At 39.8% G+C, this 25,560-nt stretch carries 27 protein-coding genes and 1 pseudogene; 23 read left to right on the plus strand and 5 right to left on the minus strand.

The window, feature by feature from the left end; all coding sequences use genetic code 11:
* The first annotated feature begins 6 nt into the window (after window positions 1-6).
* Complete coding sequence (locus QT16_RS14755) at window positions 7-1,083, plus strand: hemolysin family protein (protein ID WP_002957910.1); 1,077 nt, start codon at window positions 7-9, stop codon at window positions 1,081-1,083.
* A 32-nt stretch (window positions 1,084-1,115) separates the two neighbouring features.
* Here QT16_RS14755 and QT16_RS14760 read toward each other — a convergent pair whose 3' ends face one another.
* On the minus strand, window positions 1,116-2,327 hold the full coding sequence (locus tag QT16_RS14760; RefSeq protein WP_002957909.1) for an EAL domain-containing response regulator: 1,212 nt from the start codon (window positions 2,325-2,327) through the stop codon (window positions 1,116-1,118).
* 166 nt (window positions 2,328-2,493) lie between these two features.
* On the opposite strand from QT16_RS14760, the gene QT16_RS14765 reads away from it, so the two are divergent.
* The 5 genes and pseudogenes from QT16_RS14765 (at window position 2,494) to QT16_RS14785 (ending at window position 8,000) form a co-directional block, all read left to right on the plus strand.
* Window positions 2,494-3,510 (plus strand): metalloprotease, encoded by a 1,017-nt coding sequence (locus tag QT16_RS14765; protein WP_039488986.1) that lies wholly within the window; start codon window positions 2,494-2,496, stop codon window positions 3,508-3,510.
* 180 nt (window positions 3,511-3,690) lie between these two features.
* Complete coding sequence (locus QT16_RS14770) at window positions 3,691-4,932, plus strand: beta-barrel domain-containing protein (protein WP_039488987.1); 1,242 nt, start codon at window positions 3,691-3,693, stop codon at window positions 4,930-4,932.
* A gap of 204 nt (window positions 4,933-5,136) precedes the next feature.
* The gene (locus QT16_RS14775; protein ID WP_149603306.1) at window positions 5,137-5,397 is read left to right on the plus strand and encodes a hypothetical protein; all 261 of its coding nucleotides are present in this window, start codon (window positions 5,137-5,139) and stop codon (window positions 5,395-5,397) included.
* Between the two features lie 48 nt (window positions 5,398-5,445).
* Window positions 5,446-5,709, plus strand: a complete 264-nt coding sequence (locus QT16_RS14780; RefSeq protein WP_039488988.1) for a hypothetical protein — start codon at window positions 5,446-5,448, stop codon at window positions 5,707-5,709.
* A 152-nt stretch (window positions 5,710-5,861) separates the two neighbouring features.
* Window positions 5,862-8,000 (plus strand): annotated as a pseudogene (locus QT16_RS14785) (peptidase domain-containing ABC transporter).
* 46 nt (window positions 8,001-8,046) lie between these two features.
* On the opposite strand, the gene QT16_RS14790 reads toward QT16_RS14785, so the two are convergent.
* Window positions 8,047-9,357, minus strand: a complete 1,311-nt coding sequence (locus QT16_RS14790) for a short-chain fatty acid transporter (protein ID WP_039488995.1) — start codon at window positions 9,355-9,357, stop codon at window positions 8,047-8,049.
* Window positions 9,358-9,525: 168 nt separating this feature from the next.
* Between QT16_RS14790 and QT16_RS14795 the strand changes: the two genes are divergently transcribed.
* Both QT16_RS14795 and QT16_RS14800 read left to right on the plus strand, forming a co-directional pair.
* Complete coding sequence (locus QT16_RS14795) at window positions 9,526-10,593, plus strand: potassium channel family protein (protein ID WP_024597278.1); 1,068 nt, start codon at window positions 9,526-9,528, stop codon at window positions 10,591-10,593.
* On the plus strand, window positions 10,593-10,790 hold the full coding sequence (locus tag QT16_RS14800; RefSeq protein ID WP_002957905.1) for a PLDc N-terminal domain-containing protein: 198 nt from the start codon (window positions 10,593-10,595) through the stop codon (window positions 10,788-10,790). The genes QT16_RS14795 and QT16_RS14800 overlap by 1 nt, the downstream gene beginning before the upstream one ends.
* A gap of 36 nt (window positions 10,791-10,826) precedes the next feature.
* On the opposite strand, the gene QT16_RS14805 is transcribed toward QT16_RS14800, so the two are convergent.
* Both QT16_RS14805 and QT16_RS14810 read right to left on the minus strand, forming a co-directional pair.
* A complete protein-coding gene (locus QT16_RS14805) occupies window positions 10,827-11,861 on the minus strand; it encodes a hypothetical protein (protein WP_039489008.1) in 1,035 nt (344 codons plus the stop codon).
* Between the two features lie 69 nt (window positions 11,862-11,930).
* Window positions 11,931-12,389: an EVE domain-containing protein gene (locus QT16_RS14810; RefSeq protein WP_024597276.1), complete on the minus strand. Its 459-nt coding sequence runs from the start codon at window positions 12,387-12,389 to the stop codon at window positions 11,931-11,933.
* A 77-nt stretch (window positions 12,390-12,466) separates the two neighbouring features.
* Between QT16_RS14810 and tesB the strand changes: the two genes are divergently transcribed.
* Entirely contained in the window at window positions 12,467-13,324 is an 858-nt protein-coding gene (tesB, locus tag QT16_RS14815; RefSeq protein WP_002957902.1) for an acyl-CoA thioesterase II, read from the plus strand.
* A 20-nt stretch (window positions 13,325-13,344) separates the two neighbouring features.
* Here the strand turns inward: tesB and plsB are convergent, their stop codons facing one another.
* Complete coding sequence (plsB, locus tag QT16_RS14820) at window positions 13,345-15,783, minus strand: glycerol-3-phosphate 1-O-acyltransferase PlsB (protein WP_039489010.1); 2,439 nt, start codon at window positions 15,781-15,783, stop codon at window positions 13,345-13,347.
* A 417-nt stretch (window positions 15,784-16,200) separates the two neighbouring features.
* Here plsB and rpsJ point away from each other — a divergent pair, with 417 nt between their 5' ends.
* The 14 genes from rpsJ (at window position 16,201) to mutL (ending at window position 25,558) form a co-directional block, all read left to right on the plus strand.
* Window positions 16,201-16,512 (plus strand): 30S ribosomal protein S10, encoded by a 312-nt coding sequence (gene rpsJ / locus QT16_RS14825; RefSeq protein WP_002957900.1) that lies wholly within the window; start codon window positions 16,201-16,203, stop codon window positions 16,510-16,512.
* Window positions 16,513-16,539: 27 nt separating this feature from the next.
* The gene (rplC, locus tag QT16_RS14830) at window positions 16,540-17,175 is read left to right on the plus strand and encodes a 50S ribosomal protein L3 (protein ID WP_002957898.1); all 636 of its coding nucleotides are present in this window, start codon (window positions 16,540-16,542) and stop codon (window positions 17,173-17,175) included.
* A 17-nt stretch (window positions 17,176-17,192) separates the two neighbouring features.
* Window positions 17,193-17,798, plus strand: a complete 606-nt coding sequence (rplD, locus tag QT16_RS14835; RefSeq protein WP_002957897.1) for a 50S ribosomal protein L4 — start codon at window positions 17,193-17,195, stop codon at window positions 17,796-17,798.
* Complete coding sequence (gene rplW / locus QT16_RS14840) at window positions 17,795-18,097, plus strand: 50S ribosomal protein L23 (protein WP_002957896.1); 303 nt, start codon at window positions 17,795-17,797, stop codon at window positions 18,095-18,097. Before rplD ends, rplW begins: the two co-directional genes overlap by 4 nt.
* Before the next feature lie 15 nt (window positions 18,098-18,112).
* Complete coding sequence (gene rplB, locus QT16_RS14845; RefSeq protein WP_002957895.1) at window positions 18,113-18,937, plus strand: 50S ribosomal protein L2; 825 nt, start codon at window positions 18,113-18,115, stop codon at window positions 18,935-18,937.
* Window positions 18,938-18,952: 15 nt separating this feature from the next.
* Entirely contained in the window at window positions 18,953-19,231 is a 279-nt protein-coding gene (gene rpsS / locus QT16_RS14850) for a 30S ribosomal protein S19 (protein WP_004588689.1), read from the plus strand.
* A gap of 13 nt (window positions 19,232-19,244) precedes the next feature.
* The gene (rplV, locus tag QT16_RS14855; protein WP_002957892.1) at window positions 19,245-19,577 is read left to right on the plus strand and encodes a 50S ribosomal protein L22; all 333 of its coding nucleotides are present in this window, start codon (window positions 19,245-19,247) and stop codon (window positions 19,575-19,577) included.
* Between the two features lie 11 nt (window positions 19,578-19,588).
* A complete protein-coding gene (rpsC, locus tag QT16_RS14860) occupies window positions 19,589-20,290 on the plus strand; it encodes a 30S ribosomal protein S3 (RefSeq protein WP_002957891.1) in 702 nt (233 codons plus the stop codon).
* Between the two features lie 12 nt (window positions 20,291-20,302).
* Window positions 20,303-20,716, plus strand: a complete 414-nt coding sequence (gene rplP, locus QT16_RS14865; protein ID WP_002957890.1) for a 50S ribosomal protein L16 — start codon at window positions 20,303-20,305, stop codon at window positions 20,714-20,716.
* The gene (gene rpmC, locus QT16_RS14870) at window positions 20,716-20,907 is read left to right on the plus strand and encodes a 50S ribosomal protein L29 (RefSeq protein ID WP_002957889.1); all 192 of its coding nucleotides are present in this window, start codon (window positions 20,716-20,718) and stop codon (window positions 20,905-20,907) included. Before rplP ends, rpmC begins: the two co-directional genes overlap by 1 nt.
* A complete protein-coding gene (gene rpsQ, locus QT16_RS14875; protein WP_002957888.1) occupies window positions 20,907-21,164 on the plus strand; it encodes a 30S ribosomal protein S17 in 258 nt (85 codons plus the stop codon). Before rpmC ends, rpsQ begins: the two co-directional genes overlap by 1 nt.
* Before the next feature lie 671 nt (window positions 21,165-21,835).
* The gene (gene tsaE, locus QT16_RS14880; protein WP_039489017.1) at window positions 21,836-22,303 is read left to right on the plus strand and encodes a tRNA (adenosine(37)-N6)-threonylcarbamoyltransferase complex ATPase subunit type 1 TsaE; all 468 of its coding nucleotides are present in this window, start codon (window positions 21,836-21,838) and stop codon (window positions 22,301-22,303) included.
* A gap of 27 nt (window positions 22,304-22,330) precedes the next feature.
* On the plus strand, window positions 22,331-23,674 hold the full coding sequence (locus QT16_RS14885; protein ID WP_039489018.1) for an N-acetylmuramoyl-L-alanine amidase: 1,344 nt from the start codon (window positions 22,331-22,333) through the stop codon (window positions 23,672-23,674).
* A 36-nt stretch (window positions 23,675-23,710) separates the two neighbouring features.
* Window positions 23,711-25,558 carry a DNA mismatch repair endonuclease MutL gene (gene mutL, locus QT16_RS14890; RefSeq protein WP_039489019.1) on the plus strand — a complete coding sequence of 616 codons (1,848 nt, stop codon included), beginning with the start codon at window positions 23,711-23,713 and terminating at the stop codon, window positions 25,556-25,558.
* Window positions 25,559-25,560 lie beyond the last annotated feature (2 nt).

The following is a 25,560-nucleotide window of genomic DNA, read 5'->3' on the forward strand; positions in this document are numbered from 1 at the left end:
GAGAAAGTGACTTTACTGATAGTTTATATGGTAGTGGCGATTGTTATTTCGTTTTTATGTTCTGTGATGGAGGCTGTGTTATTAAGTATTTCGCCCAGCTATGTTGCATCACTTAGAAAAAAACACCCTGAGCTTGCTAAACAGCTCGAAAAGCTTAAAAACAATATAGATCAGCCTTTAGCTGCTATTTTAACTTTAAATACAGTTGCCCATACAGCAGGTGCAGCGGGAGTTGGTGCACAAGCGGCTGTCGTTTTTTCCGATGCGGCTGTAGGTATTGCATCAGCCATTATGACATTTCTTGTATTAATTCTTTCTGAAATTATACCTAAAACCTTGGGGGCTAATTACTGGCGAGCTTTAACCCCAAGTGTTACCTACGCTTTGCGGTTTTTAGTTATATCGCTAAAGCCTTTTGTATGGTTTGCTCAAAAGCTAACAAATTTAATGGGTCCAAAGCACGATGAGGCTTACTATATTCGTCAAGAGATAGAGGCAATGGCAGATATAGGCACGGAGTCGGGAGCATTACATCAAGATGAATCTGATATTATCCGTAATTTGTTGCATTTTAAGCATGCAAAATTATGTGATTTAATGACGCCGCGAACTGTTATTTTCAAAATCCATAAAGATTTAACAGTTAATCAGTATTTAAATGAACATGGATCGTCATCGTTTTCTAGAGTGTTGGTATTTGATAAAGATGCCGATGATATCGTTGGGTTTGTGCATAAAAACGATATTATGCTGGCATTTCACCGCTTAGGCACCGATTACAAAATTAGCAAATTGATTAAGCCTATTTATACGGTGCCAACCTCTCAGAACGTATCGTCGTTACTGCAAACACTTTTAACAAAGCGCACTCATATATGCTTAGTTGTTGATGAGTACGGTGACGTGCAGGGTATTGTAACGTTAGAGGATATGATTGAAGCTTTAATGGGGCTAGAGATTGTAGATGAGCGAGACCAATCTACTAATATGCGCGCAGTAGCAAGGCAGCGTTGGCACAAACGCTTAGCAAGCAGTGCGCATATAGTTAGTGAAGAAGATAAACACACTCGGGGTGATAATTAGCTAACAGGCCCCGAGTAAATATTAGTACCGCTTTAAGCGGGGCTGCCATCAGTTTTTAGCCAATCTTTAGCCCAAGATATAAATTCGTCTTGTGGTTTAGGGCGACTAAATAAAAAACCTTGTATGGCTAGGTTTCTTCTATAGTGCCTTAAATAATCGAGCTCTTCTGGGCGTTCAACGCCTTCTGCCACTAAATCTAAATGATCTTTATTCGTAATATTAAATAACGAACTTACAACCACTTGAGAAAATAAATCTGTTTCTATATGGCTAATGAGTGAACGGTCTATTTTAATTTCAGTAAAAGGAAGGTTTCGAAGCTGGTTCATATTAGTAAAGCCAACACCAAAGTCGTCTAGCGATATACCAAAGCCATGCATTCTTAATCTATTTAGTGTTTCTAATTGCATGAGGCTTGAGAGTGCATGTTGTTCTGTTATTTCTATAATTATATTACTAGGCGTGAGTTGGTTTAATTCTAAAATGAGCAGTAATTTATTTGGGCAGTTTAGGTCATCGAGCTGGGTTGGCGATAAGTTAAAGGCCATTTTAAAATCATGACCTAGTTGTGCTGTCATATTTTTGAATTCGCTGGTGGCCTTTTCAAAAAGAGAAAATGTAATTTGATTAATTAAGTTGTGTTGTTCGGCAGTATTTATAAAACGGCAAGGTAAAATAATATTGCCATCTTTACTTGATAAAATACGCGCTAACACTTCAACGCTTTCAATTTTATTGTTATCCGCGTTTATTTTTGGTTGGTAAAAAGGCGTTATTTCATCGTTTTTTAATGCATCAATAAGCTCATCTTTTGAAATGGCTGGCTCTTTTAATAAAGTGTGGCTGTTTAATTGCGCCACTTTAATAAGTAACCTACTAACCTGAGACAGTTGAACTGGCTTTGGAATATTACCAATGAGGTGAGCGTTATGTTGTTTCGCGAGATTGGCAGCTAAGCTAATAACTTTATGGTCCATTTCAGAAACAATTATTATACCGCCTTGATAATGTAGCTCTCCTAAGTGGCGGATTAATTCCATGCCGTCCATTTCGGGCATATTGAGATCAGTAAAAATAGCATCAAAGTAGTTGATATCCTCTTTAACTTTTTCAAGCGCTTCTTTTGCATTTAGGCACGTAGTTATAGTGTTGGATATACCCAATTCGTTAAGTATAGCTTCCATAACGATCAAAATTGCTTTTGAATCGTCAACAACTAAAATATTAGGCACTATCTTCTTCACTGTTATCCCTTTCAATGTATCGCTTGGAGTTACTATAAAAGTAGTAGTGTTTTTTTATTTTGTCAGTATCAAATGCTTTTATTTTGAAAATAGTTACCTAGCACCTTCCCTCGTGTTTTTAAGCTGATTAGGTATACTAGCGCCATTGTTTTAAACGGTCTTAATTATGATAAGAATAGATCTTACTTTAGCCGAGCAACCATTTTCGCTTATGGTGTCTGGGCAAAAAATTGTGCAGGTATTTCATGCGCAACAAGCCATTACCTTTGATAACCCTCGTGAAAACTACTATCAGTTTACTTACGACAACAAAAAAATAGGCATCGATACAGGGGCAGTCGAAGAGCAAAGCATTTCGCTTTTTGTAGATGATCAATTTGCAACACAACTAGCGCTACCAGCACCTACAAATGGCTCACCTAAAAAAGGCTTTTTAGGGCTAGCTGCATTAGGTTTTAAGCTTTTTAAAAGCGCTAAGGTAATTAAAGTAGTGCTTGCAGGGGCTTCTGTTGCAGGCTATGCGTGGTTATTTAGTATTGAATTTGCACTAATGCTAATTGGTTGCTTAGTGGTACACGAATACGGCCATGTGCGAGCAATGAAATACTTTGGCATAAAAACCAAAGGTATTTACTTAATCCCGTTTGTTGGTGGGCTTGCTGTAAGTGACGATAAAATAACGACTCGTTGGCAAGATGTCGTTATATCATTAATGGGGCCTGCATTTGGTTTAATTACCTCAGTGCTGGGTGTCGTTTTGTATTACGCCACCGAGATGGACATATTTGCAGGTGTAGCGGTTCTTAGTGCGTTATTAAATTTATTTAACTTGTTACCTATCTTACCGCTTGATGGCGGGCATGTATTAAAAAGTATTAGCTTTTCAATGCGTTCATGGATTGGCTTAAGTGTATGTTTACTCGGTGTACTGTTTGGTTTATGGCTGAGCTACACATTTGGCTTAATGTTACTGGTATTCTTTTTGTTTGTAGGTGCGCTGGAAATTGTATTTGAATGGCGAGGCCGACATTACTCCCATTTAATACCACTAGATAAATACGGACAAGGTTTTTCAGCGGCTATGTATGCACTGGTAGTTGCAGGCCATGTGGCAGTGATGATGCATTTTGCAGATTCTGACAATCCAATACTGAGTTTGCCGATGACGATTTTATCTAGCTAACAATAAAAAAACAGCATGGTAAGTTTGAAAAATGCTCAACCTGCTGTTTTTTTTGCTCGGTTGTTGTTGTTTTTAAAGGTTTTTGTATTTTTATTGTTGTTTTTTTGTAACTGAAGATGTAACGTACGGATATAAAGTTGTTCAGGGATTGTTCAGGGGTTGTTCAGGGATTGTTCAGGGATGTTGTTTAGAAAGGAAGCTGTCGCTCAGCAAAGTGAGCGTTTAACAGGGGCGATTACCCTCGCGCAACCGTTATCCATAAAATTAACTGTGTCTATTTTGGCTTGTGTGGCCGTCGCAGTCATTACATTCTTATTCACCGCTGAATACTCTCGTAAAGAAACCGTGCGCGGTTTTTTAATGCCTAATAAAGGGGTTATCCAAAGCTTTGCTAATCAAGGTGGTATGATTGAGCAGCTATTTGTACAAGAGGGTGATGCCGTTAATAAAGGTCAGCCGTTGGCGACTATTATTGTGCAGCAAAATAATAGCCAAGGTATTGCCTTAAGTACCCAGCTTGTTGAGCAGCTAAGTATGCAAATACAATTGCTTAATGACGAGATAGCACAAAACCACACCCTACAAAAGCAAGAGTCACTTAACTTGCAAGCGCAAAAGCATGCGCTAACTAATGAGCAAGTTGCATTACAAAGTCAACTTGCTCTGGCTGATGAAAAATTAGGGCTACTTAACCGCCAACAAAGCAACCTTAATAAACTTAATAAAAATGGCTTTTTATCAAATATTGAACGTGAGCAACAACAGCAAGCTTTGTTAGATGTTAAGCAAGAAAAACAAAACCTAGCGCGCTTGCTTATGCAGCAAGAAAATCAATTAAGTCAACTTAGTTTTAATATTGCTAACGTGCCCCAGCAGTATACTTTGCGTATAAATAGTCTTAAACGCCAACAAGCGGATATTCAAAACCAACTCACACAAATTAAAAGTAACTATCAATATACCATAACAGCCAGTAACAGCGGTGTTGTTACTGGCATTCAAGTGGTTGAAGGCGAAACACTTACCCAAGCCAAACCACTGTTGCATATTATTCCCGAAGGATCAGAGCTAGTAGCAGAGTTACTGCTACCAACACGTTCAGCAGGCTTTATACAGCTAGGTAACGATACGCGCCTGCGTTTTGATGCTTTCCCTTACCAACGCTTTGGTTTTATTAACAGTAAAATTAGCCGTATCGACAAGGCGCTCATTACTCCAAATGAAATACGCCTGCCTATCACCCTGCAAGAGCCAGTGTACCGTTTGCGAGCGACACTCAGCCAACAACAAATGCAGGCCTATGGTAAGGCGTTTGAGCTGAAAAGTGGCATGTTGTTTGAGGCAGATATTATGTTGGAGCAGCGCACATTAATCGAGTGGTTACTCGAGCCACTGTACAGCCTAAAAGGGCGCGTAAGTTAAGTGTAGCGTTTTATGAAATAAAGAAAAATTTGAAAGTTTTGGTGGTTTGCTAAATGCAAACAACCGAAAAAGACGGCCAGCTTTAGTTAACTTTAGCGAGCAGCTAAAGCCAGCCTATTAACCGCCCACCTAATTATAAAGGCTGGGCATATTAACAACCCGATAGCTTAACTAAAAAGCATCGGATTTATGGAGTATAACAAAATGCGTGAATTAAACGTAAAAGAAATTCAAGAAGCGAATGGTGGTTTTGGACCTGCAGGTGCTGGTTTGGGAGCTGTAATTGGTGCTGCTGGTTATTTAGGAAGTGCAGCGACTTCGGGCAATTTTAGTTGGGGTGGTTTAGGTGCTGCTACCGCTGCTGGAGGGTTATCTGGTGCGGTTGGTGGGCCGATTGGTTCAGCTGCAGCAAGGTTCCTTCTACCAAGAATCTCTTTCATGGGTGGCGCTGCTTCAAACGTATAATAAATAATTAGCATAGCTATTCTTATAGCTATGCTAAAAAGGACAGCTATGAAAGTATATAATGCAAGTCTTTTTGCTCTTATCGTATTCTTACCAATAGGAGTAGTTACAGATCACATAGAACTTTTTATTGCCCTGATTATGTCGTTATTACCAGTAAATATAAAATATGGAAATCGTAGCATAACCGATTTACAAAATGATAAAACGGCTTTTTCTGGAGTTAAAATCCTTATTTGGCCGCCTATTATCTTATTTTTCTTGATACTCACACATAACAAATGGGCTGGATATATTGATTTTTATTTGTAAATTATAACTTCAAACAGAACTGTAATTAAATAACGATTAATAAAAGTATAAGCTTTTGAGGATTATTATAACTCATAGGAATTTGAATTTTTATAGTTGTTACTTCAAACCTTACAGCACATGTATAAGTTTCATCAAGGAATACTTGCTTCATGGATAGCTTGAACTTTTCTGTATTAAAATCAGTACCTCTTATCCTCCAATCCGAAATAGCTGAGTGCGGCCTAGCCTCTATTGCTATGGTGGCAAGTTATCACGGTCATAGGCTGGATATGCCAGCCATGCGTAAGCGCTTTTCGGCTAATTTAAAGGGGATGAACTTACAACAGCTGATTGAGTTGGGTGATAACTTAGGGTTAGCTAGCCGTGCGTTACAATGCCCGCTTGAGGAAGTCCATAAACTACAAACGCCGTGTATTTTGCATTGGGATATGAATCATTTTGTGGTATTGACCAAAGTCTCTGGTAAAGGATCTTCAGCTAAGTTTGCTATAAACGACCCAGCTGTTGGTAAACGCAGTTTAAATAGTAATGAGTTTAGTAAACACTTTACCGGTATTTGTTTAGAGCTGACTCCAACCAGTCAGTTTGAAGCCAAACAAGAACAAGCGCAGATGAAGTTTACCCAACTTTGGAGCACCATGAAGGGCTTAAAAGCAGGGTTACTAAAACTGATTGCGTTGTCACTGGTATTGCAGCTATTTGCCTTGATGACCCCTTATTATATGCAGTGGGTGGTGGATGAAGTACTAATTAGTTTTGATGAATCGTTATTAACGGTACTCGCTATGGGGTTTGCGCTGATTGCGATTATTTAGGTGGTGACTAATGCGGTGCGAAGCTGGTTAATTTTACGGCTTTCCAGCCTTTTGAATATGCAAATGGGGGTTAATTTACTCCGGCACTTATTGCGGCTACCGATGAATTATTTTGAGTCACGCCATGTTGGCGATATTGTATCGCGCTTTGGCTCCTTGGCACAAATACGTGAACGCATTACCACAGGATTTGTCGAAACACTGGTCGATGGCGTGATGGCTATTACCGTATTGATTATGATGCTAATTTATTCGCTAAAACTCACTGCGGTAGTTGTTGGCGCAATTGTGCTTTATACCTTAGTGCGTTTGGCGCTGTATCGGCCGCTACATCAAGCCACTGAAGAAATGATTCAAAACTCTGCCAAAGAGCAATCCAACTTTTTAGAAAACATTCGTGGTATGCAAACTATAAAACTGTTTGGAAATGAATCGCAGCGCCAAGGTATTTGGCAAAACCGTTATGCAGAGGTAATAAACAGTGAAATTCGTTTAGGGCGTTTAAACATTAGCTTTGATTCATTTAACAAGCTGTTATTTGGCCTTGAAAATGTATTAGTGATTTACTTTGCTGCATTACTAGTTATGAGCAATAGCTTGTCTGTTGGTATGGTACTGGCGTTTATTGCTTATAAAAACCAGTTAACCAGCCGCTTTGCCAACTTAATTGAACAAATCATTCAATTCAAAATGATGCGCTTACACTTAGACCGTATTGCAGATATAGCACTCACGAAACAAGAAGTTAATCGTGACGGTGAAATGGCCTATACAGGTGATGACGAAGGTAAAGTGAGAGGTCAGCTTACGCTCGAAAATATTTGCTTTAGTTACAGTGAAGAGCAAGTGCCGATTTTAAACAATGTTAATTTAACGCTGAATTCCGGTGACTCGATTGCGATTACAGGGCCATCTGGCACGGGTAAAACTACGCTAATGAAAATTATGCTGGGGTTATTACAGCCGACCTCGGGTAAAGTGCTGCTGGATGGTAAAGATATCACCCAGCTTGGCCTTAAAAACTACCGCAAACAAATAGCTGCAGTAATGCAGGATGACACATTGTTAGCTGGCTCAATCGCTGATAACATCAGTTTTTTTGACCCTCAGCCGAATTATTTAAAAATAGAGACGTGTGCTCGTCATGCGGCTATTCATGATGATATTACCAAAATGACTATGGGTTATAACTCATTAGTAGGTGATATAGGATCAAACTTATCTGGCGGTCAAGTACAGCGTTTACTCCTTGCTCGCGCATTGTATCAATCGCCCTGCGTGTTGTTTATGGATGAAGCAACTAGTCATTTAGATAAAGACAACGAGGCGAAAATAAGTGAGCAAATTCAGCACTTACCAATCACACGGATTATGATTGCTCATCGCCAAGAAACCATTAACATGGCCAGCAAAGTCTATCAACTGAAAGAGGGTAGGTTGGTGGAGCTACAACAGCAGAGCGAGAGTGCATAAAACAATCAAGGCGTGTGTATTACACGCCTTTTTATTATGTTTACAGTTAATAAAAGCTCAATACCAGCGATATAAAAACCCCAGTTACAAACAACTGCACAACACAAAACCCCATAATATCTTTTGCTTTTAGGCCTGCTATAGCCAATACGGGCAACGCCCAAAAAGGTTGAATTAGGTTAGTCCACGCATCACCCCATGCAACAGCCATTGCAACGCGCGATATATCAGCACCTAGCTCTTGTGCTGCAGGTATTACAATAGGTGCTTGTACTGCCCATTGCCCGCCACCTGAGGGTACAAACATATTAACGAGTCCTGCACTTAAAAAACTAAAAAATGGCAAGCTATCAGCATCCGCAACGGCAATAAAGCCACGTGATATCTGTTGTGCTAATCCACTATCAACCATTACCGCCATAATGCCAGCATAAAAAGGAAATTGAATAACAATGCCAGCCCCGCTTGGAATTGCTTGTTGCAGACTATTAAGTAAATTATGGGGTGTTTGATGCAGCGTAATAGCTAAAAACAAAAATACAGCAATAACGCTATTAAGGTTTAAGTTTCCGCCAGTAATAAAAAAGTAATAACCTAAATATGCCAAACCTAATAAGCCAATTGCCATACCGAGTAGTTTACTTTGTTCCAAATGTTGGGCGGGTCTGGTTATTGTAGTGGGCTTAGGTGTTGTCTCTTGTAAAAGAGCTGGGTCGATATATACGCTTTCTTGCTCGCTTGGCAGCATATAGCGATTAACGAGCGGCATAATAATGAATAAACCAACTAATATGGCTATATTAAAGCCCGCAAATAAAGTGTGCTCTGTACTAATAATACCAATGCTGGCCTCTGAGAAGTGACCATCGGTTGCGATAGTTAAAGGAATCGAACCCGCTAATCCGCCATGCCATACAACAAAACCTGAGTAAGCGCTGGCTACTAATAATCGATAATCAACACGAGTATGTTTAGCAATTGCTTTGGCAAAAAGGGCACCAATAACTAAGCCAAATCCCCAATTTATCCAGCTCGCTAAAAGCGAAATAAGCGTTACCAATATAATTGCTTTAGGTGCTGTATTTGCGAGTGTTGCTAGTTTTTCTAATAACTTACTTATAGGTGGCGTACTTGCCAACATATAGCCTGTAATTAACACTAGTAGCATTTGCATAGCAAAGCTTAATAAGTTCCAAAACCCACCTCCCCACGCTTGTAATACTTCAATGTTAGTTGCGGTTGTAAATAAGCTCGCACTAATAAGGGTAATTATTGTAAGTAAAATTACAAATATAAAAGGGTCGGGAAGATAGCGCTCTACAATTTTAGTAAAAGGGCGGGCTATTTTATTAAGCATAAGCACAACTGTTTTGGTTATTTTTAAGCGCTAATTAATCATGAAAAATCACCATTGGCAAACAGCATTTAGTCTAATATTTGCGGTTAAAAGCTTAAACATTGCTTAAAAGCATCGCTTACAGTAACGTACTGTTTATAGATAATTTACTAACGAAGACTTTGTATTATGCCGGTGATATTTAAAAGGCTAGCGTTACTTGTTCGCGCTCATATAGATCAGTTGAGTTGGCAAGCAGTGGCATTAGCTATTTTGACTCATATGCTATTAACATGGAGCTTACTATTTATAGCGAATGAGAAAGCGTTAACCTCGCTTACTACTTTTTTTTACTATTACACAGTAACAACATCAACAGTGGGGTATGGTGACTTTAGTCCAACTACTGATCTTGGTCGTTGGGTGGTTGCATTAATACAAATTCCATTTGGTTTAGCTTTATTTGGTGTTTTGCTAGGAAAAGCAGGACAAACTGTTACTTACTTAATTAGGCGCGCTATGACTGGTGATAAAAACTTTGCCCACAGTAACCACCATATTATTATTTTTGGTTGGCACGACACTCGTACAAAAAAGATGATTGATTACATTTTGGCAGATACGAAACGTACAGACCGTCGTATTTTACTCGCGGTAACAGAGCAAATGGATCATCCTTTTTTAGCTAACGAAAGCGTTGATTTTGCACGTTTAACGAGCTTTACTAATTTAGCTGAGCTAGAGCGGGTTGCTATTCGTAGTGCTGATAAGGTGATTATTGATGGTCAAGATGACGATCAGACATTTACAACAGCCCTGCGCATTAGTCGCTTAGTAAAAGATGATTGTCATATAAGTGCTCACTTTTTAGATGAAACTAAAGTTGAGATGATGTTAGAGCATTGCCAAAATGTAGAATGTAGTAGTGCAAAATCAGCTGAGATACTCGTACGCTCAATGCAAGATCCAGGTTCGAGCCGTGTGCAAGAGGAGCTGCTATCTACTTTGCATGGTGATACACAATTTAGTTTGAAAATACCAAGCGGCTGCAAAGATATGGAGTTTGGTACTTTGTTTCATCATTTTAAGCTTGAGCATGATGCAATACTGTTGGGTGTTGCTCATAATTTAAGTGCGCAAAATATGGATTTAAATCCACCATTAGATTACAAAGTAAGTGAAGGCGATATTCTGCACTATATATCGGTAGATCGAGTATTAAGTAGTGAAGTAGACTGGTCGAGCCTAGAAAAATAATGAATGAAGTTGTATTTTTAATTGTTGTTTTAAGTGCTTATATATTACCTGTCGTTATTGTACTCAACAGTAAGCGTACACAGGGTCATGAAAAGAATGGCTGGCTAATGGGAATAATTATATTTTCTTGGTTAGGGTTAATGATGTACTTTGCCATTGTGCCCAAGTATGGGCACAAAAAGAAAAAGGCCAAATAGAGTAGTTGGCCTTTACAGCCGCTTTTACTGGCGTAACTACTCTTCTAGTTGCTTAATTTTATGCTCAATTAAAGGATCGTCAGGTACAAGTTGTTGAGCAACTTCTAATAACTGAATGGCATCATTAGGATGCTCGTCTTGATGCTTAAGGGCAACATCTATTAATGGCTGAATATCAATTTTTGCCTGATGTTCCTGTACGTGAACTTCTTTTTCATCAATCAAAATATTATGAGCTTTGCTTAATAGTGTTTGACGGTGAGCTGAGTTTACATTCGCTTTATTAAGGCTTTTGTAATAATCCTCTTTAAAGCGTAAGGTTTTAGTTTGCAGACGAAACTGCGCAATATCAATTTGCTGATGCTGGATAAAATCGACGGCTACTTGCTTATAAAATCCAAACTTATTCAAATATGTGGCATGTGTGCCATGTCCCATACCAAATACTCGTAAGTGAGTTAACTGCTTATAGCGCTTAGCGTGCATTCGGTCTATATGATTAGTAGGATCGTAAATAATATAGCCTTGGGCATCTCCTAAATCTAGATCGTGATAATCTTGCTGCCAATCAAACTGCTGAGCTATATCGGTACTAGAGCGGTCATCCCACGGTACTAATTCTTTATTTTTAGTACTTACCGGATGGAAGAACAACACCTGATTTAGCTTTAATAGTTTAGCAAAAGCGCCAACAGCAAATCCGCCACGACTTAAACCATAGCCAAGTCGACAATTAAACGGCGTAAGTAATGTTGATAATTGCTCGAGAAAAAAGATTAAATTACGATTACGAAACCAATTACTTTTACCTAAATGCTGAAAAGCGATTACGTTTACGTTTTGTTTTTGAGCTAAGTGATAACCCCATGGTGCAAAATCAGGGTGAAGATCTTGCTCTTGCACGTTAGTGCCTGCGGGTGAAAAGGTAAAAAGCAGGGGGTTATTAACGTCAACAAAATTATACTTAACAAATACATCGCCGAGTAAATCATTACCCGTCATGGGTAATCGAGTTTGTTGCTCATTGCGCGGGAGAGTTAACCATTCATCTAACCAATACAGTAATTTCATTAATCCTCCAGCTATAAGTCAATATAGATCATATCAAACTCAATGAAATTAGGTCAAACCGATAGGGTGTTACTGCGCCATTTTGATTATTTCATCCCAGTCATTTTTAGTAACAGGCATTATTGATAGTCGTCCGCCCTTTTTAAGTGCGATTTCAGTAATATTGTCATTGGCTTTAATATCTTTAAGGCTAATTAATTTTTTTAAATGGCTTTGATAAGTAACCTCAACAACAACCCAACGTGGTTTGTCGCTGGTGGCTTTTGCATCGTAATAGTCGCTGCTTAAATCAAATTGAGTGGGGTCTGGGTAGGCTTCTTTGGTAACCTCGGCAATGCCGGCTACGCCCACGTGTTTGCAGCTTGAATGATAAATCATGACTGAATCACCGACTTTGACGTCGTCACGCATAAAATTTCGTGCTTGGTAATTACGCACACCTTCCCAAAGAGTCGTTTGTTTTGGTGCGTTTTTTAAGTCATCTAATGAAAACGCATCGGGTTCAGTTTTAAATAGCCAGTAAGCCATAACAGTATTCCTAACAAATATTTACTTCCCACTATTGTATAGTATCATTTGGACACTAGGGTAATGAGGAAGAAATAATGAGCCAAGTATTAGATGATTTATTGTCGTTGTTAACACTTGAAGAAATTGAGCAAGGTTTATATCGAGGACAAAGCCAAGATTTAGGCTTTGGTGCTGTATTTGGTGGTCAAGTAATGGGGCAGGCGCTTTCTGCTGCCAAAGAAACCCTACCTGAAGGGCGAATAGTTCATTCATTACATTCTTACTTTTTACGCCCAGGCGATCCGGCTAAACCCATTGTTTATGACGTTGAAACTATTCGTGATGGTAAGAGCTTTAGTACGCGCCGAGTCAAAGCAATTCAGTACGGTAAACCTATTTTTTATATGACCGCGTCATTTCAGGGTGAAGAAAATGGGTTGTCGCATCAAGCGACAATGCCTGATGTTCCCGCACCTGAAGAATTACGTTCATCGCTTGAGTTTTACCAAGATAACGCTTCGCATATCCCAGAGGTTATCCGTAATAAGTTTACCCGTGAAATGCCTATTGAAATGCGACCGGTTACTTTTCATAACCCGTTTAAACCAGAAGTTATGGAGCCGGTAAAGCATATTTGGTTTAAAGCTAATGGTGAAATGCCGGACGATCAGCGTATCCATAATTACTTATTAGCGTATGCGTCTGATTTTGAGTTTTTACCAACTGCATTACAACCTCATGGTGTATCGTTTATGCAGCCAAATATGCAAGTAGCTACTATTGATCATGCAATGTGGTTTCATCGTCCATTTAGAATGGATGATTGGATTTTGTATTCAATTGATAGTCCAAGTGCGAGTAATGGGTGTGGTTTGGTACGGGGGCAGTTTTTTGATCGCCAAGGCAACTTGGTTGCCTCAACAATGCAAGAAGGGGTTATGCGTCAACGCTAACCCCTTCTGTAAATGCATTGCTAGTTACACTGATCTTGTACTATATCGCTGATTGACTGCCAAACGCGTGCTGGCAGTAATGTTTTAAGGTGTGCGTAGGTTTCACATAGTTGTGTGCTACCTACTAAGCCCTTATCACCCTCTGTTATTAATGACTCGCCACGTAAGTTTTCGATAAAACTAACAAGTACTTTTTTGTCAAAAAACTCAGGTGTTTTTATGCCGTGCAGTGTACCTAAACGTTGTGCGAGTACTTGGCTTTCTCTTTCAAGTTCTGCTTTTTCAATGCCATCACTTGTTTGAATAAAACCAATTACAATAGCGTAACGTTGTAGAGTAAAGCTAAGTGCTCGTCCAAGCATTTCAAGCTTAGCTAGGCAGTCATTACTGTTCGTTATATGAATGTTATCGCCATCAAACTCAATTAAATTTTGATCAGCAAAGTTAGCTAAAATACGCGTTATATAGTTTTCATCAAGAGGCTGTAAATACCACTCTTTAGCAAATAGCGGATAAAATGTTTTTACAAGTTGCTGGCATTGAGCAATCGTAGTGCTGTGTTGTTTAAATAGATGTAGTGCAATTAAGCTTGGTACTGCAAACAAGTGCAAAATATTGTTTCGGTAGTAATTAAACAGTACTTTTTCTTTATCGCTAATCGTAATAATTTCGCCAAACTCATCACTGATAACTTCAAACTTATTAAGCTTTAATGCATGCGTTAGTAATTGCTCTGGTGTTTCGTCTGGTGTAGTTACTTTATTACTGTAGCTTGCATCACGCTGTAAGCGCAGATAAAAATCAAGCTGAGCTAATAGCTTTGGTTTACTCAATGCTTGCTTATCATTAACCAGCAATATCATCGCTAGTAAGTTAACCGCATTAAGCGCCGCTGCATTATTAATTTTAACCATTACTTGGTCGGCAAGTTTAGTTACTTGTGGTGCTAACCATTGTGGCTTTTGCACGTCAGTTGGGTGTATTGAATCACGCCAATCAGGTTGGTTATCGTTTAAGTATTGGTTAATAGAGATTGGATCGCCAAAGTTTAAATTACCACGACCGTAGTTCTTAAGGTTTTTGATTGCCTTAAAAATACCAAATATAGATTCGCCTTTTTTATCTTTACCATCCAGCTCTTTAAGGTAGGTGTTAATTTCCATGACGTGCTCGTAGCCAATGTACACAGGTACAATAGATATTGGTCTGTCTATTCCGCGTAGCATTGCTTGTAATGTCATAGATAGCATGCCCGTTTTAGGCGGCAGTAAGCGTCCAGTTCGGCTTCGACCGCCCTCCGTGTAAAACTTAACAGAGTAACCTTTAATAAACAGTTGGCTTAAATACTCTTTGAATATGGCAGAATAAAGTTTATTACCTGCAAACGAGCGACGAATAAAAAACGCACCAGAGCGTCTAAATATGCCTCCGGCAGGGAAAAAGTTAAGATTTATACCTGCAGCTATATGCGGAGGTACTAAACCTAAATGATAAATAGAGTAAGTAAGCAGTAAGTAATCCATATGGCTGCGATGACAAGGCATATAAATTATTTCATGGCCTTTATCTGTTAGTTCATGAATTTGTTCGGCGTGTTTAATATCAATACCATTATAAAGCTTATTCCATAACCAAGTTAAAAACCTTTCGGCCACACGTATCATTGCTTCAGAGTAATTAGCGGCTATTTCATCAAGTAGCTTAAGTGCATTTTGACGAGCTTCTGTTTGGCTAATGTTTTTAGCGTTAGCTTCATCTTGAATTGCTTTTTTTATAGTAGGTGACGCTAATAATGAATTAAACAATTGCTCACGAGATGGCATTTTAGGGCCTGTAGCAGCTAGCTTTTGGCGCTTAAAGTGAACACGCGCTACGCGTAATAATTTATGAGGTAACTCACTTACGTCGGCTTTTTCATTGACTAAAAGTGATAAGTCGAGTGGTTGGCTAAAGCGAATAAAGTTATCGCGCCCTGAAAATAACACCACAAAAAACTTTCTAAACCAGCTTGGAGTAAGAGAGTGTGTAATTAAAGTACGTAGTCCTGGCTTTTCTTTACCTGGATCGCGCCCCCATAAAATAGTAACAGGCACCACTTGTACGTTTTGCTGACCGCTTTTTATTAAGTACTCAATAATTTGCTTGCCTTGGGCTAAAGCATTGGTTGGTTTTGCTTCATCACCAAATAACGGTGGAGGATTTTTAATACCAATAAAACGGTCTAAATTTTGAGTCCCTAGCACTTGCTCTTCTGTTGGGCTAGGTAGGCCATTCTTTTTACAAACATGCGCCAGCGCGGCTAAATCAAAACGTGAATTTAAACGCACTATGTAAAATGTAGGGTACTCAGGGTTTAGATCATACTGTTTAATAGGATTTTCTGGCAGCACTTTGCTTTTCACAAATAAGCGACTAAATCCAGCAGACATAACATTTAAACAATAATTAAAAATACGCATCGACTCACCATATTGAGAGTATTAAGGGCAAAATTAGCGCAACAGGATACCATAATATCTAAAAATCCCTTAGTTTGCGCAATTAAGATGTTTAGTTGTTTGTTGACTAGCATCAAAAGCATTAGTTCAAGTATAGCTATTGAACATGTATGGACGCATATTTAATCAAATTAGTATTCATTACATTGTTTCTAAATAGTTGTTGCATTTATCACCAATACCTCTATAATACGCAGGCTTTCAAAATTCCTCTGGGAATTAGAAAGGATAAATTAAGCTTGGATTTCAAGCTAATAAACAGGAGTTCCGATTTGGAACTCAACGTAGATATAATCAAACAGCCGACATCTTAAGTTTTAAGATTGTTTCGGTCGTTTTTTTATGCTCTTTTATATGCTCTTTATATTGAGGTTAAGAATGTCAAATCAACGCATTCGTATTCGCCTAAAAGCTTTTGACCACCGTTTGATTGACCAATCAACGGCAGAAATCGTGGAAACTGCGAAACGCACTGGCGCACAAGTACGTGGTCCAATCCCACTACCTACACGCTTTGAACGTTTTACTGTACTAACTTCACCGCACGTTAATAAAGATGCGCGTGATCAGTACGAGATCCGCACCCATAAACGTCTGATAGACATCGTAGAACCAACTGACAAGACTGTAGACGCGCTTATGCGTTTAGATCTTGCTGCTGGTGTTGATGTTCAAATCAGCCTGGGTTAATCGAAAGATTAGAGAGGTTTTAGGAAAATGGCATTAGGTCTAGTCGGTCGTAAAGTGGGTATGACACGAATCTTCACTGAAGATGGTGTATCTATCCCTGTGACAGTTATTGAAGCGACACCTAACCGCATTGCTCAGATCAAATCTGACGCAACAGACGGTTATAACGCGCTTCAAGTAACCGCAGGCACTAAAAAAGCAAGTCGTGTAAACAAAGCTAAAGCGGGTCATTTCGCTAAAGCTGGTGTTGAAGCGGGTCGCGGTCTGTGGGAATTCCGCCTTAACGGTGGTGAAGGCGATTTTGAAGTAGGCGCTGAGCTTACTGTTGAATTATTCAACGAAATCAACAAGGTTGACGTAACCGGTACTTCTAAAGGTAAAGGTTTCCAAGGTGGTGTTAAGCGCTGGAATTTCAGCATGCAAGACGCTACACATGGTAACTCTCTATCTCACCGTGCTCCTGGTTCAATCGGTCAAAACCAATCACCTGGTAAGGTGTTTAAAGGTAAGAAAATGGCCGGTCATATGGGTGCTGAGCGTGTAACGACTCAAAACTTAGAACTAGTTCGCGTTGACGCTGAGCGTAATTTGCTTTTAGTTAAGGGTGCAGTACCTGGAGCTATTGGCGGTGACGTTATCGTTAAACCAGCTGTTAAAGCATAAGTCCTGGAGATTTAGTGATGGAATTAGCAATTAAAGACGCTTCTGGCGGTCTTGAAGTTTCTGAAGCTACTTTTGGACGTGAGTTTAACGAAGCATTAGTACACCAAGTAGTTGTTGCATACGCAGCAGGTGCTCGTCAAGGTACTCGTGCTCAGAAGACACGTTCTGAAGTAAGCGGTGGTGGTAAAAAACCATGGGCTCAAAAAGGTACTGGCCGTGCACGTGCCGGTACAATCCGTAGCCCAATTTGGCGTTCAGGTGGCGTTAGCTTTGCAGCTAAACCACAAGACCACAGCCAAAAAGTAAACCGTAAAATGTACCGTGGTGCGATTAAAAGCATCTTATCTGAATTAGTTCGTCAAGAGCGTTTAATCGTTGTTGAAAGTTTTGCTCTAGCAGCACCAAAAACTAAAGAACTAGTTGCTAAGCTTAAAGAACTTGAGCTTAAAGATGTTCTTATCGTGACTGAAGAAGTAGATGAAAATCTTTTCTTATCGGCACGTAACCTTTATAAGGTTGACACACGTGATGTAGCTGGTATCGATCCTGTAAGCTTAATTGCTTTCGATAAGGTACTTATTACAGCCGCTGCTGTTAAGCAACTTGAGGAGGCGCTAGCATGATTCGCGAAGAACGTCTTTTAAAAGTGATCCTTGCTCCACATATCTCTGAAAAAAGCACAATTGCTGCTGAAGAAAACAATACTATTGTTTTTAAAGTAGTAAATGACGCAACTAAAGCTGAAATTAAAGTAGCAGTTGAGAAGCTTTTTGAAGTAGAAGTAACGGGTGTTCGCACACTTAACGTTAAGGGTAAAACAAAACGTACTGGCGCACGTTTCGGTCGTCGTAGCGACTGGAAAAAAGCTTACGTTACTCTTAAAGAAGGCAGCGAGCTAGACTTTGTCGGCGGCGCCGAGTAATAAGGGGATAGAATTATGGCACTTCAAAAGTGTAAGCCTACTTCTGCGGGCCGTCGTCACCTAGTTAAAGTGGTTAACTCTGATCTACATAAGGGTAAGCCATACGCACCACTTTTAGAGAAAAACTCTAAATCAGGTGGTCGTAATAACAATGGTCGTATTACGGTTCGTCATATCGGTGGTGGTCATAAACAACATTACCGTTTAATCGATTTTAAACGTACTAAAGATGGCATTCCAGCCACTGTTGAACGTTTAGAATACGATCCAAATCGTAGCGCAAACATCGCTCTTGTATTATATGCAGACGGTGAGCGTCGTTACATTATCGCACCAAAAGGCTTAAAAGCTGGCGATGCAATCCAGTCTGGTGTTGATGCACCAATCAAACCTGGTAATGCATTACCAATGCGTAATATGCCTGTAGGTTCGACTGTTCACAACGTAGAATTAAAACCAGGTAAAGGTGCTCAAATCGCACGTTCTGCTGGTGCATACGTTCAAATCCTTGCTCGTGATGGTCAGTATGTAACATTACGTCTTCGTTCAGGCGAAGTTCGTAAAGTTGAATCTGATTGTCGTGCGACACTAGGTGAAGTAGGCAATGCTGAGCATATGCTTCGTTCACTTGGTAAAGCAGGTGCAAATCGCTGGCGTGGTATTCGTCCGACAGTTCGTGGTGTTGCCATGAACCCGGTAGATCACCCACACGGTGGTGGTGAAGGTCGTACATCTGGTGGTCGTCATCCTGTGTCTCCATGGGGTAAGCCGACTAAAGGTGCGAAGACGCGTAAGAACAAGCGTACGGATAAATTTATAGTACGTCGTCGTACTAAGTAATATTGAGGAATAGCCATGCCACGCTCTCTCAAGAAGGGTCCTTTTATAGACCTACACTTGCTGAAGAAGGTAGAGAAAGCTTTGGAAAGCGGTGAGAAAAAGCCAATTAAAACTTGGAGCCGTCGTTCAATGATCATACCTAACATGATCGGATTGACCATTGCTGTCCATAATGGTCGCCAGCACGTACCAGTTTTCGTTTCTGACGAAATGATCGGTCACAAACTAGGTGAATTTGCACCAACTCGCACTTACCGTGGCCATGCTGCGGATAAGAAAGCGAAGAAACGATAAGAGGGGAAGATAAATGCAAGCATTAGCTAAACATAAATTCGCCTCTGGTTCGGCGCAAAAAGCACGTCTAGTTGCAGATCAGATCCGCGGGTTACCTGTAGATCGCGCACTAGAAATCCTGGCGTACAGCCCGAAGAAAGCGGCTGTATTAGTTAAGAAAGTACTTGAGTCTGCTATTGCTAACGCAGAGCATAACGAAGGTGCTGACATTGATGAGCTTCGTATAACAACGATCTTTGTGGACGATGGTCCTACAATGAAACGTATTATGCCTCGTGCTAAAGGACGCGCAGATCGCATCCTTAAGCGTACAAGCCATATCACTGTTATGGTTTCAGATAGCTAGGAGTATAAGTAATGGGACAAAAAGTTCATCCTACTGGTATTCGCCTAGGTATATCTAAACCTTGGGTTTCTACCTGGTACGCGAGTTCAAAAGATTTCTCTGCACAGCTTTTTGGCGATCACAAAGTTCGTACATTCCTTACTAAGGAATTAAAAACGGCTTCTGTGTCTAAAATCGTTATTGAGCGTCCAGCAAAATCAATCCGAGTAACAATTCACACGGCTCGTCCGGGTGTTGTTATCGGTAAAAAAGGCGAAGACGTAGAAAAATTACGTCAAGCGGTAACTAAAATCGCTGGTGTACCTGCTCAGATTAATATCTCTGAAGTACGTAAACCAGAACTAGATGCACAACTAGTAGCAGACGGCATTGCCTCTCAACTAGAACGTCGTGTTATGTTCCGTCGCGCTATGAAGCGTTCGGTACAAAATGCAATGCGCATCGGTTCTAAAGGGATTAAAGTTGAAGTTAGCGGTCGTCTTGGCGGCGCTGAAATCGCACGTTCAGAATGGTATCGTGAAGGTCGTGTACCTCTACATACTCTTCGTGCTGATATCGATTACGCAACTTCTGAAGCCTTAACCACTTATGGTATCATTGGTGTTAAAGTTTGGATCTTCAAAGGCGAAGTTATTGGTGGTTTACCACTAGTACAAGAGCAAGAGAAGCCAGCTAAACGCGCACCAAAGAAAGCCAAGAAAAGTGCTAAGTAGAGGTAGCGAGTAATGTTACAGCCAAAACGTACAAAATTCCGTAAAATGCACAAAGGCCGCAACCGCGGTTTAGCGCAAAACGGTAACAAAGTAAGCTTCGGTACTTTCGGATTGAAAGCAACTGGCCGTGGCCGTATGACTGCTCGTCAAATCGAAGCAGCTCGTCGTGCTATGACGCGTCACGTGAAACGTCAAGGTAAAATCTGGATTCGTGTCTTCCCTGACAAACCGATTACAGAAAAACCTCTTGAAGTTCGTATGGGTAAAGGTAAAGGTTCTGTTGAATATTGGGTTGCTGAAATTCAGCCTGGTAAAGTACTTTACGAAATGGAAGGTGTTTCAGAAGAGCTTGCTCGTGAAGCGTTTGACCTTGCTGCTCGTAAACTGCCATTCAAAACAACTTTCGTAACTCGGACGGTAATGTGATGAAAGCTAGCGAACTAAAAGATAAAAGCGTAGAAGAGCTTAATGCTGAACTTCTAGGACTACTTCGTGAGCAATTTAATATGCGCATGCAAGCTAGCACTGGTCAGTTAGCTCAGACACACACGCTAAGAACAGTACGCCGCGATATCGCGCGTGTAAAAACAGTTATTAACCAGAAGGCAGGTCAATAATGAGCGATAAAATTCGTACTCTTCAAGGCCGTGTAATCAGCGACAAGATGGAAAAATCTTTCACTATCGCTATCGCACGTTATGTGAAGCACCCAATCTATGGGAAATTCATTAAACGTACGACTAAGTTACACGTACATGACGAAAATAACACAGCAAAAGCGGGTGACGTAGTTACTATCCGTGAATGCGCACCAATTTCTAAGAATAAATCTTGGACTTTAGTAGACGTTATTTCTAGTCCAAAACAAGCTTAATTTTTAATTAAGTTAGTTTTGTAAAAAAGCCCTGGCATTAGCCGGGGCTTTTTGTTTTCTGGAACTGCCTTGTCTTGAAACGTGTTTACACATTTAGGACTTATACCAATCCGCAATAATACTTAATCATTTTGCGGGGCTAAACGTGTAGCTACCTGCGTTAAAAAATGTTCATTTAGAACAACTAAATAGCGAATTTTTTGCCTAGCTATCAACACGTTTTTCCAGCCTCAAAATAGATCACTTAATTAAGCGAATTGGTATTATTTTATGAAAATTCTTAAAACTAAAGACGTTAAGTTAGTTGGTATTATCTTTTTATCAGAAATACAAAAGCATGCAGGGTAGTTATTCTGGTTTGTGTCATCAACTCCGTTGTTGTTATATATTTTTGGTATCAGAACTAGTGGTTGAATCACAAAAGTTTGATTATAAGCTTACATATCTCAGTAACTTTAATACTTGCTATAGGCATCTCAGCCGTAGCGTTACTTTTCTCTTACTTTATTTCAATGTTACAGTTTTAAGGTATCGAAAATAGATATTCAAATAGAACTTTAATCATTCGCTTGTGTGGTTTTTTTATGTCTAAAACCTCAATTTATCGCCTTAAATGAATATTCTGGTATGATTAGCAAATATGCGCTTTTGAATGAATTTTTGAGGTAATAATGACGCGTAGTTTTGAATTTCATTTAACTGATGAGATTGCCACGGTTGCAATGGGTAATCGCGTTGCTGATATTATAGAGCAAGGTGCGGTTATTTATTTACGTGGTGATTTAGGTGCTGGTAAAACAACGTTTACACGAGGTGTAGTGCAAGGCTTTGGCCATACAGGTAAGGTTAAAAGCCCGACCTATACACTAGTAGAACCTTATGAGCTTGAGCGTGCAAATGTTTATCATTTTGACTTATACCGCTTAGGTGATCCTGAAGAACTCGAATACATGGGAATACGCGATTATTTCTCAGCAGACGCAATTTGTGTTGTTGAATGGCCTGAAAAGGGTGGTGAATTTATTCCTGTGCCTGATTTAGATATTACTCTAAGCTATGTGGGTAACGAACGTAAAATTGTTATAAATAGTGCGAGTGAGCGCGGTATAGCAATTGTCGAAAAACTAAATAATCAATAATAATATAGTTAAGGCAGTAATTATCCAATGAGCCGAGGTGTAGTTAAACTTTTTATTTATTTTATGGTTATTACCATAAGCTTGCCGCTATGGGCTAAAAATACAATCAATAGTGTGCGTGTATGGCCGTCTCCAGATAGTACGCGCGTGGTATTTGATTTAAATGATAAGCCCGACTTTAGCTATTTCATGCTTAAAAACCCTAGCCGCCTAGTGATTGATTTAGAAAATACTAGCGAGTTAAAAACATTGCCAGGTGTGCCCCCGAAACATCAAATAGTAAGCAAATTACGTTACTCAAAACCTAAAAATAAACAAAGCGTACGTTTAGTATTTGAATTAAGTGCGCCAATAAAGCCAGTGGTATTTGCCCTCGCACCTACAGGCCCTTATAAAAATAGACTCGTTGTTGATTTATACAATAAAAGCCAAGCTACTACAGTTGTTTCTCCTGCTCAAACAGCCGCTAAAAACCGTCAACTAAGCCAAGAGCGCGACATTGTTATTGCAATTGATGCGGGGCATGGCGGCGAAGATCCTGGTTCAATTGGGCCATCAGGCACCTACGAAAAAACAGTTACACTGCAAATTGCGAAACGTTTAGAGCGCATGATTGATGGCGAACGTGGCATGATTTCGCGCATGGTACGAAGCGGTGACTATTTTGTAAAATTAAATACCCGTACTAATCGAGCCCGTGAAAAAAAGGCAGATTTTTTTGTTTCTATTCATGCTGATGCATTTACAAGCCCTGGGCCAAATGGTGCCTCTGTGTGGGTTTTATCATTGAGACGTGCTAATTCAGAAATAGGTAAATGGATAGAAGATAAAGAAAAACACTCCGAGCTTTTAGGTGGCGCTGCTGATGTAATGAAAGATGCCGCCAATGAAAAATATCTAGCACAAGCGTTGCTTGATATGTCGATGGACCACTCTATGAAAACTGGCTTAAATGTAGCTGACGAAGTGGTTAAAGAGCTTCGTAAGGTTGCCAAACTGCATAAAAAAGATCCCCAGCATGCGAGCCTTGCAGTACTAAAATCACCAGATATTCCATCTATTTTGGTAGAAACGGGGTTTATATCTAACCCGCGAGAAGAAAAGCTACTTAAAAGCCCTAATCATCAAGAGCGTTTAGCTAAAGCTATATTTACTTCAATTAAAAATTATTATTTGAAAAATCCACCGGATGATTCTTTATTTGCTAAATTAAAGTCGCAATATCCAACAAAGCATAAAGTACGCCCCGGTGAATCTTTAAGTATGTTAGCGAGTCGCTATGGCGTTACAGTCAATAAATTAAAACAAGTTAATAAGCTTAGTTCCAATACCTTATTTATTGGACAAGAGCTCGATATACCTCAAAGTTAGTCATTATTATTAGCGCAATGTTTGCTAGGAAGTCTCATGAATATTGAAATATTACCCGCGCGTTTAGCCAACCAAATTGCCGCAGGCGAAGTGGTTGAGCGCCCAGCGTCGGTAGTAAAAGAGCTTGTTGAAAATAGCTTAGATGCTGGCGCAACGCGTATTCAAATTGATATTGAGCGCGGCGGCCACAAACTTATTCGTATTCGTGATAATGGCGCAGGGATAAGTAAAGATGAGCTAACGCTCGCACTTTCTCGCCACGCGACAAGTAAATTAAAATCACTTGATGACCTTGAAAACATTTGCTCACTTGGCTTTAGAGGGGAAGCACTTGCGTCAATTAGTTCTGTGTCGCGTTTAACGCTGAGCTCAAAACCAAAAGAGCAAGAAGCAGCTTGGCAAGCTTTTGCAGAAGGCCGCGACATGGCCGTTCAAGTAAAACCTGTAGCGCATCCCGATGGCACAACCATTGAAGTAAAAGATTTATTTTTTAATACTCCAGCACGTCGTAAATTTTTACGCACCGAAAAAACTGAATTTAGCCATATTGATGAGTTGATAAAGCGTATTGCGCTTAGTCGCTTTGATGTCTCTATTACACTAACTCACAACGAAAAAGTAGTAAGGCAGTATCGTGCCAAAACTGATCCCTCTCAGGCTATAACACGCGTAGCACAAGTTGCAGGCAAGGCCTTTGCCGAGCAAGGTTTGCATATTCAATCAGGAGAAGGCGGTTTACAGTTGCATGGTTGGGTGCTGCCTGTAGGCTCAGCGAATACGACTCAGTACACTTATGTGAATAATCGCATGATGCGCGATAAGCTTATTCTGCATGCTATACGCCAGGCATTTGAAGAAGTAAGTGGAACACAAGAATTACCCGGTTTTGTCATTTATATTGATATTGACCCACGACAGGTTGATGTAAATGTTCACCCTGCTAAGCATGAAGTGCGTTTTCATCAAGGGCGGTTAATTCATGATTTTATATTGCAAGCTATTAAGCAGGTAGTCGTGCCATTGCAAGGCGAATTCACTAACGAATCAGCGAGCACAGAAGCAGAATTCACGCCAGCGTTCATTGAGTCAACGCATAGCAGTGCTAATAATATAGAAAGCGAAGGAGTGTTTGATTACCCTAAATCGCAATTACAGCCCTCTTACTCTGGAAGTGCTGGTAGCTCAAGTTCGTCCTCAGGTACTAGAAGTATTGGCGGTGCATACCGTGCTGCACCAAGTACGAGCCATCATGACGTAAATGCGTTTTATCAAGGAGTGAGTGAGCAACACGCCGCGCATTTTGATAATGCAGCCAATATATCTGCAGCACAACACCAGTCCGTATCTGTGGATAATGTCTTAAAAGCTGTTTCTATTATAAGTGTTAGTGAAGGAGTGTGTGTCTTTAGTGAAGAACAGCAATTGTATTGCTCACATTTTAAATATGCATTAGTTGATGATTGGTATAGTCAAATTAAAGAGTTCGGAAGTTTAGAAGGGAAAGCCCTTTTGTTACCAGTGCGAGTAAACTTAGAAAAAGAAGATTGCTTACTTATAGAATCCCAGCAATCGTGGTTTACCTTACTTGGTTTTGAACTTGTAATAGAAAAACAATTTGTAATGGTTAAAAAATTGCCAGCGTGTTTATATTTACTTGACGTAAGTGCAGCGGTAGGTGAGCTACTTGATGCGTGTAAAGCAAAACTTGAAAATATAGAAAATTGGTTAGAATGGCAAATGAAATGCGTGCCGACCCGATTTTATTTAAGCAATGTATTTTTAGCGCAACAAATGCGCTTACAAAATAATCCACAAACTATTGAACGCTTGCGTAAAAAAGCAGTTAAAATAGAGCTAAATCACTATTTAACGCAATTAGATTAAGG

The sequence above is a fragment of the Pseudoalteromonas distincta genome, assembly GCF_000814675.1.
Classification (GTDB): domain Bacteria; phylum Pseudomonadota; class Gammaproteobacteria; order Enterobacterales; family Alteromonadaceae; genus Pseudoalteromonas; species Pseudoalteromonas distincta.